General features: G+C 55.4%; 18 protein-coding genes. 8 read left to right on the forward strand and 10 right to left on the reverse strand.

From position 1 onward, the window contains the following. Positions 1–51 precede the first annotated feature (51 nt). The 4 genes from putP (at position 52) to sepF (ending at position 3,917) form a co-directional block, all read left to right on the forward strand. Positions 52–1,542 carry a sodium/proline symporter PutP gene (putP, locus tag EFB11_RS08975; RefSeq protein ID WP_122789909.1) on the forward strand — a complete coding sequence of 497 codons (1,491 nt, stop codon included), beginning with the start codon at positions 52–54 and terminating at the stop codon, positions 1,540–1,542. 187 nt (positions 1,543–1,729) lie between these two features. Then, on the forward strand, positions 1,730–1,966 hold the full coding sequence (locus tag EFB11_RS08980; RefSeq protein WP_122789910.1) for a DUF3006 domain-containing protein: 237 nt from the start codon (positions 1,730–1,732) through the stop codon (positions 1,964–1,966). A gap of 26 nt (positions 1,967–1,992) precedes the next feature. After that, entirely contained in the window at positions 1,993–3,255 is a 1,263-nt protein-coding gene (locus EFB11_RS08985; RefSeq protein ID WP_122789911.1) for a diaminopimelate decarboxylase, read from the forward strand. 161 nt (positions 3,256–3,416) lie between these two features. Next, entirely contained in the window at positions 3,417–3,917 is a 501-nt protein-coding gene (gene sepF, locus EFB11_RS08990; protein ID WP_122789912.1) for a cell division protein SepF, read from the forward strand. 16 nt (positions 3,918–3,933) lie between these two features. Here sepF and ispF read toward each other — a convergent pair whose 3' ends face one another. The 7 genes from ispF to EFB11_RS09025 all read right to left on the reverse strand — a co-directional run bounded on the left by ispF (position 3,934) and on the right by EFB11_RS09025 (position 8,773). Continuing rightward, positions 3,934–4,410 (reverse strand): 2-C-methyl-D-erythritol 2,4-cyclodiphosphate synthase, encoded by a 477-nt coding sequence (ispF, locus tag EFB11_RS08995; RefSeq protein ID WP_122789913.1) that lies wholly within the window; start codon positions 4,408–4,410, stop codon positions 3,934–3,936. Beyond that, positions 4,407–5,129 carry a 2-C-methyl-D-erythritol 4-phosphate cytidylyltransferase gene (ispD, locus tag EFB11_RS09000; protein ID WP_122789914.1) on the reverse strand — a complete coding sequence of 241 codons (723 nt, stop codon included), beginning with the start codon at positions 5,127–5,129 and terminating at the stop codon, positions 4,407–4,409. The genes ispF and ispD overlap by 4 nt, the downstream gene beginning before the upstream one ends. An 80-nt stretch (positions 5,130–5,209) precedes the next feature. After that, complete coding sequence (locus EFB11_RS09005; RefSeq protein ID WP_122789915.1) at positions 5,210–5,761, reverse strand: M50 family metallopeptidase; 552 nt, start codon at positions 5,759–5,761, stop codon at positions 5,210–5,212. Then, positions 5,758–6,552, reverse strand: coding sequence for a M23 family metallopeptidase (locus EFB11_RS09010; protein WP_164706695.1), 795 nt, complete (start codon positions 6,550–6,552; stop codon positions 5,758–5,760). The genes EFB11_RS09005 and EFB11_RS09010 overlap by 4 nt, the downstream gene beginning before the upstream one ends. An 82-nt stretch (positions 6,553–6,634) precedes the next feature. Continuing rightward, positions 6,635–7,765: an SLC13 family permease gene (locus tag EFB11_RS09015; RefSeq protein WP_122789917.1), complete on the reverse strand. Its 1,131-nt coding sequence runs from the start codon at positions 7,763–7,765 to the stop codon at positions 6,635–6,637. 67 nt (positions 7,766–7,832) lie between these two features. Next, a complete protein-coding gene (gene udp, locus EFB11_RS09020) occupies positions 7,833–8,588 on the reverse strand; it encodes a uridine phosphorylase (protein WP_122789918.1) in 756 nt (251 codons plus the stop codon). After that, positions 8,582–8,773, reverse strand: coding sequence for a DUF951 domain-containing protein (locus EFB11_RS09025; protein WP_122789919.1), 192 nt, complete (start codon positions 8,771–8,773; stop codon positions 8,582–8,584). Before EFB11_RS09025 ends, udp begins: the two co-directional genes overlap by 7 nt. Before the next feature lie 198 nt (positions 8,774–8,971). Here EFB11_RS09025 and EFB11_RS09030 point away from each other — a divergent pair, with 198 nt between their 5' ends. Then, on the forward strand, positions 8,972–9,898 hold the full coding sequence (locus EFB11_RS09030; protein WP_122789920.1) for a S1 RNA-binding domain-containing protein: 927 nt from the start codon (positions 8,972–8,974) through the stop codon (positions 9,896–9,898). Between the two features lie 24 nt (positions 9,899–9,922). Here the strand turns inward: EFB11_RS09030 and EFB11_RS09035 are convergent, their stop codons facing one another. Continuing rightward, positions 9,923–11,173 (reverse strand): replication-associated recombination protein A, encoded by a 1,251-nt coding sequence (locus EFB11_RS09035; protein ID WP_122789921.1) that lies wholly within the window; start codon positions 11,171–11,173, stop codon positions 9,923–9,925. Positions 11,174–11,314: 141 nt separating this feature from the next. On the opposite strand from EFB11_RS09035, the gene hisC reads away from it, so the two are divergent. Then, the gene (gene hisC / locus EFB11_RS09040) at positions 11,315–12,376 is read left to right on the forward strand and encodes a histidinol-phosphate transaminase (protein ID WP_122789922.1); all 1,062 of its coding nucleotides are present in this window, start codon (positions 11,315–11,317) and stop codon (positions 12,374–12,376) included. Between the two features lie 128 nt (positions 12,377–12,504). Further along, the gene (locus EFB11_RS09045) at positions 12,505–13,890 is read left to right on the forward strand and encodes an alanine/glycine:cation symporter family protein (protein ID WP_122789923.1); all 1,386 of its coding nucleotides are present in this window, start codon (positions 12,505–12,507) and stop codon (positions 13,888–13,890) included. A 47-nt stretch (positions 13,891–13,937) separates the two neighbouring features. Here the strand turns inward: EFB11_RS09045 and EFB11_RS09050 are convergent, their stop codons facing one another. Beyond that, positions 13,938–14,603, reverse strand: coding sequence for an HD domain-containing protein (locus tag EFB11_RS09050; protein WP_122789924.1), 666 nt, complete (start codon positions 14,601–14,603; stop codon positions 13,938–13,940). A gap of 14 nt (positions 14,604–14,617) precedes the next feature. Continuing rightward, positions 14,618–15,988, reverse strand: coding sequence for a PhoH family protein (locus EFB11_RS09055; RefSeq protein WP_122789925.1), 1,371 nt, complete (start codon positions 15,986–15,988; stop codon positions 14,618–14,620). A gap of 297 nt (positions 15,989–16,285) precedes the next feature. Here EFB11_RS09055 and EFB11_RS09060 point away from each other — a divergent pair, with 297 nt between their 5' ends. After that, positions 16,286–17,056 (forward strand): heparan-alpha-glucosaminide N-acetyltransferase domain-containing protein, encoded by a 771-nt coding sequence (locus EFB11_RS09060; RefSeq protein ID WP_122789926.1) that lies wholly within the window; start codon positions 16,286–16,288, stop codon positions 17,054–17,056. The last annotated feature ends 56 nt before the right edge of the window (positions 17,057–17,112 follow it).

Here is a 17,112-nt window from a genome sequence, read left to right on the forward strand (position 1 = left end):
ATAATAAGCTTGAATACATATGTAAATATATCAAGGGGGACTGTAAAAACAATGTATGAAAAACTGCCTGTCATTCTTGCCTTTGGCTGCTATTTGATCTTCATGATCTTTATCGGCATGTACTTCTATGGCAAGAATCGTACTACGACAGAATATTTCCTGGGCGGACGTAAGCTGGGGTCCTGGGTCATATCCATGTCCGCGCAAGCATCCGATATGTCGGGCTGGCTGCTGATGGGCCTGCCGGGTGCTGCCTATCTTTCCGGTATCTCGGCCGGCTGGATCGCCATTGGCCTGGCGGTCGGTACCTATTTGAACTGGCGTTTTGTCGCCAAGCCGCTGCGCCAGTATACCAAGGTGGCTGGAGACGCCATCACCCTGCCGCAGTTCTTTAAGAACCGCTTCCGCGACCAGTCGGGTATGATCTCGGTGCTGGCTGCGATCTTTATCCTTGTGTTCTTCCTGTTCTATACGGCATCCGGCTTTGTCAGCTGCGCCAAGCTGTTTGCCTCGGTTTTTGGCCTGAACTATTATGTAGCACTGGTCATCGGCGCGGTGGTCGTCATTTCGTATACGTTTGCCGGCGGCTTCTTCGCCGTTTGCTGGACCGACTTTTTCCAGGGCCTGCTGATGTTCTTCTGTGTCATTGCAGTCCCGACCATCGCCATTCAGGAAATGGGTGGCTTCTCGACCTTTATTTCCAATGTCGAAGCGTTTAACCCCAACTTCCTGAGCATGTTCGTCGATGGCGCCAACAACCAGCCGTATACCTTTATGGGCATCTTCTCGCTGGTAGCCTGGGGCTTTGGTTACTTTGGCCAGCCGCATATCCTGGTTCGTTTCATGGGCATCGAATCGCCGGCGGCCATCAAAAAGTCGCGCCGCATCGCAACCGTTTGGGTGCTTATTTCTCTGACCGCTGCCGTTCTCATCGGTGTGGCAGGCCGTATGTTCCTCGGCGATATTCTGATGGAAGGCGGCCAGCAGGAAACCATTTATATCACCATGGTATCCCGCATCTTCCCGGTATTCATTGGCGGTATCTTCCTGTCTGCCATCCTGGCAGCGATCATGTCCACGGCGGACAGCCAGCTCCTCGTTACCGCTTCGGCGATCACCGAGGATTTCTATCACAACAAGATCCGTCCCAACGCTTCTCCGATGGAGCTGATGTGGGTCAGCCGCATCTGCGTTATGGCGGTATCCATCATTGCAGTCCTCATTGCAACCGATCAGAACAGCACCGTTCTGGGTCTGGTTTCGTATGCCTGGGCTGGCTTTGGTTCGGCCTTTGGCCCTCTCGTCCTGTGCTCCCTGTTCTGGAAGCGCACCAACAAATATGGCGCATATGCCGGTATTGTGGTCGGCGGTCTGACTTCGATCGTCTGGGCACAGCTGCAAGGCGGCATTTTCGACGTTTATGAAATTGTCCCCGGTTTCTTCATTGGCCTGTTGGCGATCATCGTGGTCAGCCTGCTGACGCCGGCTCCGTCTGCGGAAATCGTCAAGGAATTTGAAGAATACCGCTCCTGCGAGGAGTAATCCCACCATTTGCCGCCACAGTGACAACGCATGCCGCGCTGTCTTTGCACAGCGTCAAGCATATATGGGAAGGCGGGACCGATCGCCTTTCCTCGCCATTCTGGATGTTGCCTTTCCCTGGGCATCTTCCCGAAAGGTTCCAATCCTATTTTCATAATACGGACACGAATGCAGAGGAGAATGCCGTATGAAACAGAGAGCCATTGTTGACCGTTTTGAAGGCGAATTCATCATTCTGGAATGTGATGACGGCAAGTACATCAAAATCAATCGTGCCAATGCACCTGCCATGGTCGGGGAAGGAATGGTCGTCTGGTATGAAGATGACCGCATCCTTTCCATCGACGAGGCAGAAACCGCGCGGCAGGAATATGATTTGCAAAAACGTTTTGAGCGTCTGCTCGGTCGGCGCAACCTCATGTAAACCCTAAGCAAAGGAAGTATGAACGAATGCAGAAAAAACCGTTTGTTACCCTCCCTCAAATCGAGGAAATGGTGAAGAGCTACCCCACCCCCTTTCATCTCTATGACGAAAAGGCGATCCGTGAAAATGCCCGCCGCGTAAAGGCTGCGTTCTCCTGGAACCCTGGTTATAAGGAGTATTTCGCTGTAAAGGCTACGCCCAATCCGCGCATTTTGCAGATCCTCAAGGAAGAAGGCTTTGGCGCGGACTGCTCGAGCTATACCGAGCTTCTGATGAGCGATGCCGTAGGGCTCAATGGACACAACATCATGTTCTCGTCCAACGTGACCCCGGCGGAAGACTTTGCCCTGGCTGCCAAGCTGGGCGCTATCGTAAACTTTGACGACATCACCCACATCGACTTTTATGAAAAGGTTGCACCGTTCCAGGAAACCATGTCGTGCCGCTTCAATCCCGGCGGTGACTTTGTGCTGGACAACGAAATCATGGACACTCCGCAGCAGGCCAAGTATGGCATGACCCGCGCGCAGATGACCGAAGCTTTCCTCAAACTCAAGTCCAAGGGCGTCAAGAATTTCGGCATCCATGCTTTCCTGGCTTCCAACACGGTCGCCAATGAATATTATCCGGCGCTGGCTCGTATCCTGTTCCAGACGGCTGTGGAACTGCAAAAGGAAACCGGCGCACATATCGCCTTTATCAACCTGTCGGGCGGTGTCGGCATCCCCTATCGTCCCGATCAGGAGCCCAACGACATTATGGCCATTGGCGAAGGCGTACGCAAGGCGTTTGAAGAGATCCTGGTTCCGGCTGGTATGGGCGATGTTGCCATCTACACCGAAATGGGCCGCTTCATCCTGGGGCCGTATGGCTGCCTTGTCACCCGCTGCATCCATCAGAAGCACACCCACAAGGAATACATCGGCTGCGATGCTTGTGCTGCCAACCTGATGCGTCCGGCCATGTACGGCGCATACCATCACATCACGGTGCTCGGCAAGGAAGATGCTCCCTGCGACCATCTGTATGATGTAACGGGTGGCCTGTGCGAAAACAACGACAAGTTTGCCGTAGACCGTATGCTTCCTGAAATCGAGATCGGCGACTATCTGGTCATCCATGATACCGGTGCGCACGGTTTTGCCATGGGTTACAACTACAACGGCAAGCTGCGTTCGGCCGAAGTCCTGCTCAAGGAAGATGGTTCGACCGAGCTGATCCGCCGCGCTGAGACACCGGCTGATTATTTCGCAACGCTGGATGTCACACACGTTTTCGACAAAAAATAAGAAAAAGAACTAATCTTTTTAAGGGACGGTAAAAACGCCGTCCCTTTTTCCTGCAAATTCGGGATTTTCCCTTTGCAATTTTGCAAGATGATGGTATACTATATATTAAGAAACGATTTGCCATCCGATCTGAGCGGTGAATCGGAAAGGAGCTTCATCTGATGGGTTTTGTTGATGGTCTGCGTGATGTATTGCGCAGCTTTTCTGGTGACGATTATGACGAGTACGAGGAGGCACCCGTTTCTCGCACCCGTAATGATATTTATGCGACAGCAAGTACAGCTTCTACGGCCCCTGATTATTCTTATTATCAGACCCCGGCTCAGCCGCAGCAACCCGCGGCGCAGCCTACCGCTGTACCGGATGCCATCGTGGATACAATTGCATTGCTTCGCCCGGAAAAATTGCAGTCGGTTCGCGAGGCAGCCGATCATTTCTTGAAAAATCAGGTGGTTATTTTGAGCCTGAAACATACCGATCCGACGCTGGCCCGCCGCTGGCTGGACTATCTGGGCGGTATGACCTACTATATGGAGGGCAAGATCAATCGCATTGCTCCCTATACGTATCTGCTGACTCCCAAGAATGTCGAACTCGTAGCTGGTTTCGAATCCGAAGAACAAGACAAAAAAGCAGAAGAACCGAAAAAAAGCCGTTCGTAACACGAACGGCTTTTTCTTATTGTTGCAGCAGACAGACTGCATGGGCTGCGATGCCCTCTTTGGCGCCGGTAAACCCCAGCTTTTCCTCGGTCGTGGCTTTGACGTTGACTTGTCCGACCGCAATGTCCAGCGCGGCAGCGATATTCTGCCGCATGGTTTCGATGTGCGGCGCCATGCGCGGCGCTTGCGCGATGATGGTCGCATCGATATTGCCGACCTGCCAACCGGCTTCTTCCAGCCGGGCACGCACCTTGCGCAAAAGTTCCAGACTATCCGCCCCTTTCCATTGCGGGTCGGTGTCCGGAAACAGCTTTCCGATGTCCCCAAGGGCCGCAGCCCCCAACAGCGCATCCATAACCGCATGCACCAGCACATCGGCATCGCTATGCCCCAAAAGGCCGGTTTCATGGGCGATTTCTACGCCGCCCAGAATGCACTTGCGGCCTTCGACCAGACGGTGTACATCATATCCGTGTCCAATTCGTAGATTCATTCGTATTCCATCTCCTGTAAAAACGCCTGTGCAATGAGCATATCTTCGGGAGTGGTCACTTTGATGTTGGTATACTCCCCTTGCGAAGCAAAGACCGAAACGCCGATCAGCTCGGCAGCGGCACAATCATCGGTCGGCGACAAGCCTTTGTCCATGGCGTTTTTGAGCGCTTTGCGGATGCAGTCGCTGGTAAAGATCTGCGGCGTCTGCACGGCGGCGATCGACATACGCGGCACATCGCCGGCAATGAAGCCATCTTCCAGGCGCTTGACGCTGTCCTTCATGGGGACCAGCGGCGCTGCCGCGCCATGCTCAGCCGCGTCCTGAATGACCTGTTCCAGCGTCTGCTGGCTGAGCAGCGGCCGCGCGCCATCATGAATGGCAATCAGGTCGGTTTCCTCTTTGCAGGCCTGTACGCCCTTCCAGACCGATTCTGCCCGGCTGGCACCGCCGCGCACCATTTGATGCACTTTGGTGATGCCGAATGCTTCACACAGCTTGGCATAGGGCAGCATATCGATTTCCCGGCAAACCACGATGATCTCATCGACCAGCGGCGAGCGTTCAAACGTCAACAGGGTGCGCGCCAGCAACGGGATGCCTTCCAAATCGAGCAGCAATTTATTGCATTCTTTCATCCGGCTGGAAGACCCCGCCGCTGGAATCACGGCGGCAACATAAGGCCGTTTGTGCGCTTCCTGTTTTTTCTTCCACCACATGGGATATTCCCTCCTAACAAAAACGCGGCTCTGTCCTCGCTTTTCGACAAAGCCGCGCATTTTTCTATTTCTATCTTATCCTATTTAGGGGTGCTTTGCAAGTTTTTTCGAAAGTTCCACCAGAGTACAGCCCCAAACACCAGCAAGCCATATCCGCCGTGATGGGTTGCCAGTCCAATGCCCATGAGGCTGACGCACAGGCATCCGAGCATTTCGACGCCCAGTAACAGCTTTCCAGGCCCCAGGATAGCCTGCAAGATCTGCCCGCCGTCCAGCGGTCGTACCGGGGTCAGATTGACCAAACTCAGCAGCAAATTTGCCCCCGCGAACAGAGTGTATCCGCCCGCGGCCGCCAGCCATGCGGTCAAAAATCCAATAAGCGGCCCGGCAGCTGCAATGCAGACTTCCCGCCCGGTCTGTTGTCGTCGCAGGCGGTAGCGCATCACTCCGCCCAATGCCGTCAGCCGCAGCGTCAGCAGCTGGCCGCTGCACAGCCAGACGGCAGCCGCATGCCCGACTTCGTGTATGCTGGCTGCGAGTAAAAAGAGCATCCCGATCCCGCTTTGGTCCAAAAAAGCAACCAGTGCGGCCAGCAGCCAAAACGAATCGGCGATTTGGATGCGACCGCTCAATAGGTCACATAATGCGCCGGGTTCAGGGCTTTGCCATCCCGCCAGACTTCAAAATGCAGATGGTTCCCGGTGGCGTTGCCGGTCGCCCCGACTTCGGCAATCTTGTCTCCTGCCTCGACCGTATCCCCCTGCTGGACATCAACCTTGCTGCAATGGGCGTACAGCGTAGAAAAGCCCTCGGCATGGTCTAAAATCGCATAATTGCCATACGAAGAATTGGAGCCCGCTTCGCGCACGGTTCCGCTGGCGAAAGCCGCAATGGTCGTTCCTTCGGGAGCGCCGATGTCCAATCCATAGTGAAAGCTGGCTTTCCCCGAGATTGGATGAATCCGCTCACCAAAGTCGGAGGTTTTGGTGCCTTCGACCGGGTTTTGGGTGTCAAATGCCATCACATAGGCAGTTTCATCCTCTTCTTTGGGGAATTCGGATTCGATGCGGCTGGCCAGCTCATCTTCCCCAAAGCCCGATTCGGCATAGACAGCGGTCAGGTCAATATCCTCTTGACTGGATGCCGGGTCCGGCTCGGTTTCTGACGTTGTGTCTTTCGACCACTCGGCAAACACCGCCGATAAGCCTCCGCCCTCCAGGGTCTGTCCGGCCACCTGCAAGACCTCCTGGGTTGGAATCCCGCCCTGCAACATGGCGACCGTCCGCTCCCGCAAATCATCCGCCCACGGCGCACCCGATGTTTTCAGAAGTACCGCCCCTAAAAACAGGGCCGCTGACAGCAACAGGCGTACATCGCTTTTGGTCATCCCTGTGCTTGTTTTTTGATGCGTACTGCCCGCCATATCCATCCATCCTTTCCTGATGCTTCGTTTATGGATATGCACGGCCTGGCCAAAAAAGAAGGGGAAACCGAAGTTTCCCCGTTTAAGCCCGAAAAATTTCATACACCAAAACATTGACGGCCAGGAAAATCAGATTGGCAATGGTAAAGTAGACCAAGTATCGTCCTGCCTTTTCCGGCGTTTCCCGCACCACACATTTATACGAAATCAGGCTGGCCATGGAAGCGATCAAGGTCCCAAGGCCGCCCAAGTTGCTGGCAATAAGCAAAATATCCCAATGGGTGGTGAACCCGGACAGCAGCAAAACCGCCGGCACATTGCTGATGATCTGGCTGGCGCCCAAAATCGTAAAGAAGTCATTCTGCTCCAAAAAGGCAGCCACCGTTTGGTGGAACACCGCAATACGCCCCATATTCCCGACAAAAATAAAAAATCCAATGAAGGTCAGCAGCAGCGTATAATCGACATGCCAAAGGGTCCCCCGGTCAGCCACCAGCAAAAATGCAATCACGATCAGGACCAGAATCCACACGGGAAGCACTTCTGCAATCGACCCTAAGCAGATGGTAAACAACAGGCCATAGGCTGCCGCCAGTCGTTTGGAGCGAAAAGCCGCCGGCCGGCAATCGAGCATCTGCTGCAAGGTTTCATTGCGGCGGCAGAACAAAAAGATGCAGATCAGGGCAAACGATAAAGCGGCGTATGGCAGCATGATCCCGATGAAGTTCAGCAGGCTGATGCCCGACTTGGAAAACAAATAGAGATTTTGCGGATTCCCGATGGGTGTGAGCATGCTCCCTAAGTTGGCGGCAATGGTTTGCAGCACCACAATAGGGATCATCTCCCGGGAAGGCTGGGCCATTTTGAGCACTTCAATGGAAAACGGCACAAAGGTGATGAGCGCCACATCGTTGGTAATCACCATACTGGAAAAGAAGCAGAGTAAAATAAGCACGGCTTCCAGCTGTCGTTTGCTCTTGACTCGTTGCAGCATGGCTTCGCCCAAGGTGCGGAAAAACCCCAGCCGTTCCAGTCCCACCATGACCGCCATCAACGCAAACAGCAGCCCAATGGTATGCCAATCCACATAGGCGATAGATTCGCGGTCGGGTTTGACCCAAAACATCGAAATCCCGGCCAGCACCCAGGAAATCACCAGAAGCGCTTCCTGTTTGAGCCATGGAATGGCTTTCTGTCTGATAAATTCGTTCATTCTTTCTTTGTCGACTCCCCTATTCCCGGAAAAAGACGGGGTGGGAAAAGCCCGCCCCGCCTTTTTCTTATACATCGCGTGCAATCAACAGCCGCAGCGCTTCCACTGCCGCCCGGACGCCCCGCTCGGTCGCGTCCGGCGGAATGGTATCCGCTGCATCGTTGTCTGCATTCCAAAGCACATTGAGTACCGCGCCGCAGCGCACGCCCAGCACCGCTGAAACGATCAGCAATGCGGCAGTCTCCATTTCGCTTGTCAGCGCGCCGCCGGCTTTCCAAGCCTTCCATTTGCTGAGCAGTTCCTCGGCAATGGCCTGCTGATGGGGCCGCAGTTCACCATAAAAGCTGTCTTTCGATTGGATGACGCCGGTATGGTATGGATACCCCAGCTGCTCGGCTGCGTCGCGCAGCGCAAGGACAATATCAAAATTGGCGACTGCCGGAAATTCGATGGGCAAGTATTCCCGGCTGGTGCCCTCCTGGCGGATGGCCGCCGTGGCGATGCAGATGTCCCCGGCTTTGACATCGTCCTGCATGCCGCCCGAGGTGCCGACCCGGATGAAAGTATCAGCGCCACACTCGACCAGTTCTTCCAGGGCAATGGCGGCCGAAGGCCCGCCGATGCCCGTGGAGCATACGCCGACCTGTACCCCGTCCAAGGTGCCGGTATAGAGGGTATATTCCCGGTTGGAGGCTAGCTTTTGCGGATTGTCAAAATAACGAGCGATCTTCTCACAACGGGCCGGGTCGCCCGGCAGAATGACATACCGGCCGATCTGCCCCTTGGTGATCTGGATGTGCATCTGTTTTCCATCGATCAACATGTCGATTCCTCCCTTTGTATGGCGCGAATGTTTTTTTCGGCCTTGCTACGCGGGATCATCACTTCATGTCCGCAGCCGCAGCACCGCAGCCGAAAGTCCATCCCGACCCGCAGCACCAGCCATTCTTTGCTGCCGCAGGGGTGGGCTTTTTTCATGGTCAATTTATCTCCCAGGCGAATATCCAAACGATATGCCCTCCTTTTGTGGTTCTTTCAAACTGGCTTGCTTTTAGTATATCACATCTCAGCCCCGGCGGGGAGGTTTTTTCGGGTGTTTCCCGAATTGTGCGTTCAGTTTTGCCAAGCGGCCGCATATAGTAATAGCATCGTGCAGAGAAAAGGAAAAAACGGCGGAACCGTTGCCGCCATGAAGGAGGCTTGTGCATGAATTTACACGAATATGCGCCCGAAGGGACGCGGCTTGGCCAGCCATCCAACGACAACCTGTTCACCTCGCCCGAAGGGATAAAAAATGCACAAGATACCGGCATCATCCTGGAAGGGATGGCGGTATCCTGTGACCGGGAACATAATCTGGTGGTCGAATGCGGGCCCCGGCGCGGCATCATTCCGCGCACCGAATGTGCGCTCGGCATTGCCGACGGCCAAACCCGGGAAATCGCGATCTTGTCCCGGGTGGGCAAACCGGTCTGCTTTGTCGTGACCGGGATGGACGGCGAAACCCTGCTGCTTTCCCGCCGCGCCGCCCAGCAGCGGGCGCTCTCCTATCTGCTCAGCCACTTGCAGCCCGGCGATATTATCCCGGCCTGTGTGACCCATTTGGAGCCGTTCGGCGCGTTCGTGGATATCGGCTGCGGAGTGATCTCATTCATCGGCATTGAAAATATTTCGGTTTCGCGCATTTTTCATCCGCGGGAGCGGTTTGCCTGCGGCCAGATGATCTATGCGGCCGTCCTCTATACCGACCCGGAAACCAAGCGGGTGCATCTGACCCATCGGGAGCTGCTCGGCACCTGGGCAGAAAATGCCGCCCAGTTCCACGCTGGAGAGACTGTGCAGGGCATTGTCCGCAGCATTGAATCCTATGGGGTGTTTATCGAACTGGCTCCCAATCTTTCCGGCTTATCCGAGCGGCGACCCGGCTTACAGGAGGGCGATGCGGTTTCGGTGTACATCAAATCCATCCTGCCCGAGCGCATGAAAATCAAACTCACGGTCATTGACCATCTGCGCCGCCCCACCGGTCCGCCGCCTGCGCCGCGGTATTATTTGACCGAGGGACGCATCGAGCAATGGGTCTATTCCCCGCCCTGCTGCATGTCCAAATACATCGCCACCAGCTTTTTGTGAGTTGCCGGCCGCCGCGCCTCCCGCTTACCGGCCTTTGATCTTCTCCCAATAGGCGCGCGCGGCCTGTTCGTTTTTGTTTTCCCCATATTCATAATAGGTGTGGCCCATCAGGGCGTCGGGCAGATATTGCTGCTCGACCCAGTGACCCGGGAAATCATGCGGGAACTGATAGGTCAGGCCCCGCCCCAGTTTCTTGGCGCCTGTGTAATGGCAGTCTTTCAAATTCGCCGGGATATCGCCGCAGTTGCCATGCCGCACGTCGGCCATAGCCGCGTCAATGCCGCGAATGGCCGAATTGGACTTGGGCGCGGTCGCCATCAGGATGATCGCCTGCGCGAGCGGGATGCGCGCTTCGGGCATGCCAAGCTGGAATGCCGAATCGATGCACGCTTTCACAATGGAAGCCGCCTGCGGGTAGGCCAGACCGACATCCTCGCTGGCGATGACCAACATCCGCCGGGCGGCGGAGATCATATCCCCGGCTTCGAGCAGGCGTGCCAGGTAATGCAGCGCCGCGTCCGGGTCGGAGCCGCGCACCGATTTTTGCAGGGCGGACAGGATGTCATAATGGCTGTCGCCATCGCGGTCGTAGCGCATGTTGGAACGCTGCGAAACCTCCAGCGCGTCATCTAAGGCAATCGTGCCGTTCTCTGCTGCGCTGGCGGCCAACAACTCGACTGCGTTGAGCGCTTTACGCACATCGCCGCCGCACCCGGTCGAGATGGCGTCCACAACGCCCTCATCCAAGGTGACCGTCCGCCCCTCGAGGGCCAGCGAAAAGGCACGGCTGACCGCGCGGCGCATTTCCTCCGGCTCCACGGGTTTGAATTCAAACACCGTACACCGGCTGAGCACCGCGTTATAGACATAAAAATACGGGTTTTCGGTCGTGGACGCGATGAGCGTCATCCGGCCGTCTTCGATGAATTCCAGCAGGCTTTGCTGCTGCTTTTTGTTGAAATACTGAATCTCATCCAGGTAGACCAGCGCGCCGTTGGGCGCCAGAAAGGTATCCAGTTCGTCGATGATGCGGCGGATGTCGGCAATGGCGGCTGTGGTCGCGTTCAGGCGGTACAGCTTGCGCTCGGTCTGCTTGGCGATGATGGACGCCACGGTCGTCTTGCCCACGCCCGAAGGACCATAAAAAATCATATTCGGGATTTGTCCGCTTTCGACGATGCGGCGCAGCACACCGTTCGGGCGGAGCAGTTCGGTCTGTCCGACCACGTCATCCAGGGTTTGCGGACGGATTTTATCGGCTAAAGGCTGATACATGGGCCTTTGTCCCCTTTCCCCATCGTTTTTTCTTCATTATACCAGTTCCCCCCTGGCTTGACAACCGGGCAGGCCGCTTGACTGCGCCGCTTTATTGTGCTAAAATAATAGGGAAATTTGGTAACTGAGGTGAACCGTGTGATGAACAAGCCCTGGCAGGACAAGCTGCGCCAAATCGACCCGTATGTGCCCGGCGAGCAGTCCAAAGACCCGGATATTATAAAATTAAACGCCAACGAAAACCCCTATGCCCCCTCTCCGCGGGTGCAGGAGGTGCTGCGCACGTTTTCGGCTGAGGGGCTGCGCAAGTACCCGGATGCCAACGCCAGCCATCTCAAGCAGGTGCTGGCCACCCACTATGGGCTTGCGCCCGACCAGGTCTTTCTGGGCAATGGCTCGGACGATGTGCTGGCCCTGTGTTTCCAGGCGTTTTTCTGCTCGGACAAGCCCATCTTTTTCCCGGATTTGACCTATTCGTTCTATCCGGTCTGGTGTTCGCTGTTCCGCACCCCCTATCAGACCATCCCGCTGGACGACCAGTACCGCATCCGCCCGGCGGACTATGCCCCGCAGAACGGCGGTGTCATCCTGCCCAATCCCAATGCCCCCACCGGCATCGGCGAAGGACTGGCGTTTATCGAGCAGCTTTTGACGGTCAATCCGGACTCCATCGTCATCATCGACGAGGCTTACATCGATTTTGGCGGACAAAGTGCTGTGCCGCTGCTGAAAAAATATGAAAACCTCGTGGTCGTGCAGACCATGAGCAAATCCCGCTCGCTGGCCGGTCTGCGCGTCGGGTTTGCGCTCGCCAATCCAGCCTTAATCGCCACGCTGGAAGCGGTCAAAAATTCGTACAATTCCTATACCATGGACAGCGTGACCCTGGAAGCCGCCGCCGCGTCGGTGGAAGATGATGCCTATTTCCGCGACACGTGCGCGCAGGTCATGCGGACCCGGGAACGCGCTAGCGCCGAACTGCAGGCGCTGGGATTTTCGGTCCTGCCCAGCCTGACCAACTTCCTGCTGGCGACCCATCCGCAAAAATCTGCGCGGGAGATTTTCGAAGCGCTCAAGGCGCGCAAGATCTTTGTGCGGTACTTTAACCTTCCCCGCGTGGACAACCATTTGCGCATCACCATCGGCACGGATGCCGAAATGGATGCCCTGATGCAGGCGCTGCGGGAAATCCTTGCGGCATAACATCTCCAAACACGCCCAGCCGCCTTCTGGGCGTGTTTTTTTGTTTCCGAAAAGGGCAGTTTTCTTTGCATTTCTGACAAAATCATGGTAAAATAAACGAATGAAAAAGAGAGGAGCGAACGCCCAGCATGCTGCAAACAATCGAACAGATCAACCAAGCGGTCAATGGGTTTGTATGGGGTATCCCGGCCATGATCTGCATCATCGGCGTGGGACTGCTGCTGACCTTCCGCACGCGAGGCATCCAGTTTCGGAAATTTATCTATACCTTTCAGGTGACGATCGGTCGCCTGTTCCACAAAAAAGATGCGGCCGATGGCTCGGTCACACCCTTCCAGGCGGTCTGTACCGCGCTGGCAGCCACGGTCGGTACCGGTAATATCGCTGGTGTGGCCGGTGCGATCGCTCTGGGCGGTCCGGGCGCGGTCTTTTGGATGTGGATGAGCGCCCTGCTTGGTATGTGTACCAAGTTTTCCGAAGTGACGTTGGCCGTCCATTTCCGTGAGAAAAACAAGCACGGTGACTGGGTAGGCGGCCCGATGTACTACATCAAAAACGGTCTGGGCTCCAAATGGCGCTGGCTGGCCGTTGTATTCTCCATTCTGGGCGTGCTGACCGTGTTCGGCACCGGCAACGCCACCCAGGTCAACACCATCACGGCAGCCATCGACTCGGCGCTGCTCAATTATGATATTTTATCGGCTCAGGTATTGCCGCAATTTAATCTGGGACTCGGTATTTTTATTGCCATTCTGGTCGGACTCGTGCTGGTCGGCGGTATCCAGCGCATTGGCCGCGTGACCGAAAAGCTGGTCCCCTTCATGGCGCTGCTGTATATCATTTTGGCATTGGGCGTCGTTGCACTGCACTGGGAACGTGTGCCGGGTGTCTTTGCGTCGATCGTTGAGGGAGCCTTCCAGCCATCGGCTGTCACCGGCGGTGCCATCGGTACCTTCTTTCTGAGCCTGAAAAGCGGCGTCGCCCGCGGTATCTTCTCCAATGAAGCCGGCCTCGGTACTGGTTCGATCGCCCATGCGGCTGCGGATACCAGCGATGCCGTGCATCAGGGCTTCTTCGGCATCTTCGAAGTCTTTACCGATACCATTGTCATCTGTACCCTGACCGCGCTGGTCATCCTGTGTAGCGGCGTCGATTTCCCGTACACGGTCGCGGCCGGCGCAGAACTGACCATCAGCGGCTTTACCGCCACCTATGGCAGTTGGGTTTCCATCTTTACCGCGGTGGCCATGTGCTGCTTTGCCTTCTCGACCATCATCGGTTGGGGACTGTATGGCACACGCTGCATTGAATTTTTGTTTGGCCCCAAGGTCATCCGGCCCTTTATGCTGGTCTATGCTGCGGTCGCTGTTTTGGGCGCCACGGCCGATTTAGGGCTCTTGTGGAGCATCGCCGAAACCTTCAATGGTTTGATGTCCATCCCCAACTTGATTGCCCTCTTCCTGTTGTCCGGAACCGTGGCCAAACTCGTGCGGGAAAACAAACACAGCCGTTAAACATGCAAAGAGCAGGACACATCGTGTCCTGCTCTTTTTCTATATCATCAGCAAACCTTGTGGCCGTTTGCGTTCATGCGGAATTTGAGCCCCAGCACTTCGGCTGCGCGCTTGCACATCAGCATGCGTCCCAGGAAAATTTCAAAATAGTCCAGAATGGAACAGATATTTTCATCCAGTTCGATATCCAGCTTGACCGTCTTTTTCTCCGGGCACACCGAAAGTTTGGACGAAACCGCCGCATAGTTGACCCGGTCGTGTTTGTCAAACCGCGCCTTGACCCGATTGCGCACGCGGTTGCGGCGCACATCGGTCTTATCCGCCAAAATAACAGCCGCCGAAACCGGGTCCACGGCAACGCCGGTCGACTCATCGTGCTGCCCGATGGCTGATACGACGAGCGCCACTTCCTGCGGGTCCATATGCAGGTCGCGCAGAATCTGAAACGCTAAAATCGCCCCGCTGTGAGGATGGTCCTCCCGATTGACACAGTTGCCAATGTCGTGCAGATAGCCTGCAATGCGCGCCAGTTCGCACAATCTCTTATCATACCCCAGGTCGCTCAGGATGCTGCCTGCCCCGATCGCAATTTTCACGGCGTGCTTGTGGGAATGTTCGGTGTATCCCATCACGCCCAGCATGGCATTGCCCCGCTCGATAAGGGCATTGACTTCCTCGTTGTTTCGAATATCTTTATATGTAATGGTTTCCATGTTGTTTTCATCCTTTATAAGCGTTGTATTGCATCCATGGCGAGCGCCGAGCGTTCGCATTCTTCGGCAGTCAAGGTGATCTGCCAGCAAAGAGGGCTCCCCTGCATCCGCGCAGCTGCATAGCTCAGACCGTTTGTGCGTTCGTCCAGATAGGGTCGGTCGATCTGCCCAGGGTCACCTAATAAAATGATTTTCGTGCCCCGTCCGGCACGGGTGATGATGCCCTTGACCTGGGCCGGTGTCATGTTCTGCGCTTCATCGATGATGAGATAAGTCTGGACGATCGAACGGCCGCGGATAAAGTTCATGGCTTCGGCCTGGATGATGCCCCGGCTGAAAATCTCCTCGATCTTGTCGCGCAGTTCGGCTTCGTCCCGATAGCGCTCGTGTTCATTGGAATCGAGCAGCTGCTCCAGATTGTCCATCACCGGACGCAGCAGCGGCGAAATTTTTTCCTGCTCATCGCCGGGCAGAAAGCCAATGTCCAAATCAAACTGTGCATTGGGGCGGCAAATGAGAATCCGGCGATACTCGTCCGATGGCGAGCCGATCATTTTTTCCAGGCCGACCGCCAGCGAGTAAAAGGTTTTGGCCGTGCCTGCCATGCCCCGGACGATGACCAGCGGGGCGGTGTCGGCGGGCTGGAACAGGGCTTCTTGCAGGAAATACTGTCCCGCGGAACGCGGTGTCACGCCATACGGCGAGCGTTTCATGTAGTCGAGCGCCACGACCTTATTGCCGCACACCCGGCCCAGATGGGTCTTTTTGCGCGATTGGTCGGCACGCAGCACCACAAATTGATTTTCGGTCAGGCGCGGCGCCGAACGGTTGCCGTCCGCATCGGACAGATACAATTCGCTCAGAGCGACCCCCTTTTTGCGAAATTCCTTAAACCGCTCCTCAGCGACATAGCACTCCACCCGCCCGGTATATGCCGTGCGGTCTTCCTGCACCTGCTCGGTGGTGAAGTCTTCGGCTCGTACGCCCAAAATCTGTGCCTTGACGCGCAGCAGGATATCTTTGGTCACCAGAACAATGGGCCTTCCCTGTTCCTGTAAGCCTTTGCACACGCGCAGAATGCGGTTGTCCTTATGGTTTTCCGGCAGGCTTTCGGGCAGTTCGACCGCCACGCAGTTGGCTTCCACCCACAGCTGTCCGCCGCTGTCCAGCCGAACACCATGCAGCAGATCGCCCTGCATCCGCAGGTCTTCCAGCGTGCGGATGACCGTCCGCGCGTTGGCGCCACGCTCGCCTTCGGCACGTTTCAGCCCGTCCAGCTCTTCTAAAACAACCAGCGGCAACACCACATCGTTTTCCTCAAAACAATGGAGTGCATACGGCGCCTGAATCAATACATTGGTATCTAAAACATAGGTCTTTGTCATACATCTTCCTCCTGTTTCGTAAAAAAACCGCACAAAACGCTTCCCGCGGCTGCGAGTGCGTTGTGCGGTTTATCCTGATGGAGATTGGGCCGTCATAGGGAACATCCTTACTTTGTTGATTTCATATTCAGCATACCGTAAAAACCGGTCATGCTGCTATCGTGCGCCGGTGAATTTGCGGTAAAGGGTCTGTAAATCGCCGCTGCCTGATATTTGCATCGAGCGCCCAGAAATGCTATACTAAAAATATAAATTTTTAGGGGGACGGCCATTTTCTGGCCAAAGAGGGGTTTTTGTATGCCAATGACCATACAACGTCCGCAGCATCTTGCAGCATCGAGCACATTTTCCGGGCGGCGGACACTTTTGGATATGCTGCGCGGACTTGCGCTTGTGGGGATGATTTTGTATCATTTCTGTTTTAATCTGGATTCCATCTTTCATGTTTCGCTGCCGTGGTTCCATACCTTCGGCGCTGCTGCCTGGCAATTTTGCAACAGCGCGTTATTCCTGCTGATTGCCGGGATCTGCACCCATTTGACCCGGCACATCTTCCAGCGCGCCATCCGTCTGGCGTTGGTAGCCATCGCCTTATCGCTGGTCACTTTTTTGTTTATGCCGGAAGAATTGATCGTTTTTGGGATTCTGCACTGCATTGCGGCCTGTCTGCTGATTTATGGCGCGTTCCAGCCCTGGCTGCGCCGCGTGCCTGCCGGGCTGGGAATGTTTGTTTGCGCGCTTTTGTTTTTTGTGACCTTTCATCTGCCACATCAGTATCTGTTTTTTGAGCCTTTTTCTCTCTCGCTGCCGGCCAGCTTGTATGTGTTTTATCCGCTCTCGCTGCTCGGATTTCGGTCGGTGTCGTTTTATTCGGCCGACTATTTCCCGCTTTTCCCCTATCTGTTCCTGTTTTTGTTTGGGCATTATCTGGGGTATCTGGTTTTGAAATTGCCGCAATCGATTCAAACATTGGGCCTGCGCCCGCTCAATTTCCTCGGGCGGCACAGCTTGGTGGTCTATCTTCTGCATCAGCCGCTGCTCCTGGGCGGCATGATGTTGGTGTTTTGATCGTTTCTGTCGAAAGGCGTAACAGAAATGACTCTTTACATTTCTTTTCACTCATG

The organism is Intestinibacillus sp. Marseille-P6563 (assembly GCF_900604335.1).
Classification (GTDB): domain Bacteria; phylum Bacillota; class Clostridia; order Oscillospirales; family Butyricicoccaceae; genus Butyricicoccus_B.

What these genes read in the sequence shown, in the direction of transcription:
- putP (WP_122789909.1), top strand. Translation starts at nt 52, where the DNA reads ATGTATGAAAAACTGCCTGTCATTCTTGCCTTTGGCTGCTATTTGATC.
- EFB11_RS08980 (WP_122789910.1), top strand. Translation starts at nt 1,730, where the DNA reads ATGAAACAGAGAGCCATTGTTGACCGTTTTGAAGGCGAATTCATCATT.
- EFB11_RS08985 (WP_122789911.1), top strand. Translation starts at nt 1,993, where the DNA reads ATGCAGAAAAAACCGTTTGTTACCCTCCCTCAAATCGAGGAAATGGTG.
- sepF (WP_122789912.1), top strand. Translation starts at nt 3,417, where the DNA reads ATGGGTTTTGTTGATGGTCTGCGTGATGTATTGCGCAGCTTTTCTGGT.
- ispF (WP_122789913.1), bottom strand. Translation starts at nt 4,410, where the DNA reads ATGAATCTACGAATTGGACACGGATATGATGTACACCGTCTGGTCGAA.
- ispD (WP_122789914.1), bottom strand. Translation starts at nt 5,129, where the DNA reads ATGTGGTGGAAGAAAAAACAGGAAGCGCACAAACGGCCTTATGTTGCC.
- EFB11_RS09010 (WP_164706695.1), bottom strand. Translation starts at nt 6,552, where the DNA reads ATGGCGGGCAGTACGCATCAAAAAACAAGCACAGGGATGACCAAAAGC.
- EFB11_RS09015 (WP_122789917.1), bottom strand. Translation starts at nt 7,765, where the DNA reads ATGAACGAATTTATCAGACAGAAAGCCATTCCATGGCTCAAACAGGAA.
- udp (WP_122789918.1), bottom strand. Translation starts at nt 8,588, where the DNA reads ATGTTGATCGATGGAAAACAGATGCACATCCAGATCACCAAGGGGCAG.
- EFB11_RS09030 (WP_122789920.1), top strand. Translation starts at nt 8,972, where the DNA reads ATGAATTTACACGAATATGCGCCCGAAGGGACGCGGCTTGGCCAGCCA.
- EFB11_RS09035 (WP_122789921.1), bottom strand. Translation starts at nt 11,173, where the DNA reads ATGTATCAGCCTTTAGCCGATAAAATCCGTCCGCAAACCCTGGATGAC.
- hisC (WP_122789922.1), top strand. Translation starts at nt 11,315, where the DNA reads ATGAACAAGCCCTGGCAGGACAAGCTGCGCCAAATCGACCCGTATGTG.
- EFB11_RS09045 (WP_122789923.1), top strand. Translation starts at nt 12,505, where the DNA reads ATGCTGCAAACAATCGAACAGATCAACCAAGCGGTCAATGGGTTTGTA.
- EFB11_RS09050 (WP_122789924.1), bottom strand. Translation starts at nt 14,603, where the DNA reads ATGGAAACCATTACATATAAAGATATTCGAAACAACGAGGAAGTCAAT.
- EFB11_RS09055 (WP_122789925.1), bottom strand. Translation starts at nt 15,988, where the DNA reads ATGACAAAGACCTATGTTTTAGATACCAATGTATTGATTCAGGCGCCG.
- EFB11_RS09060 (WP_122789926.1), top strand. Translation starts at nt 16,286, where the DNA reads ATGCCAATGACCATACAACGTCCGCAGCATCTTGCAGCATCGAGCACA.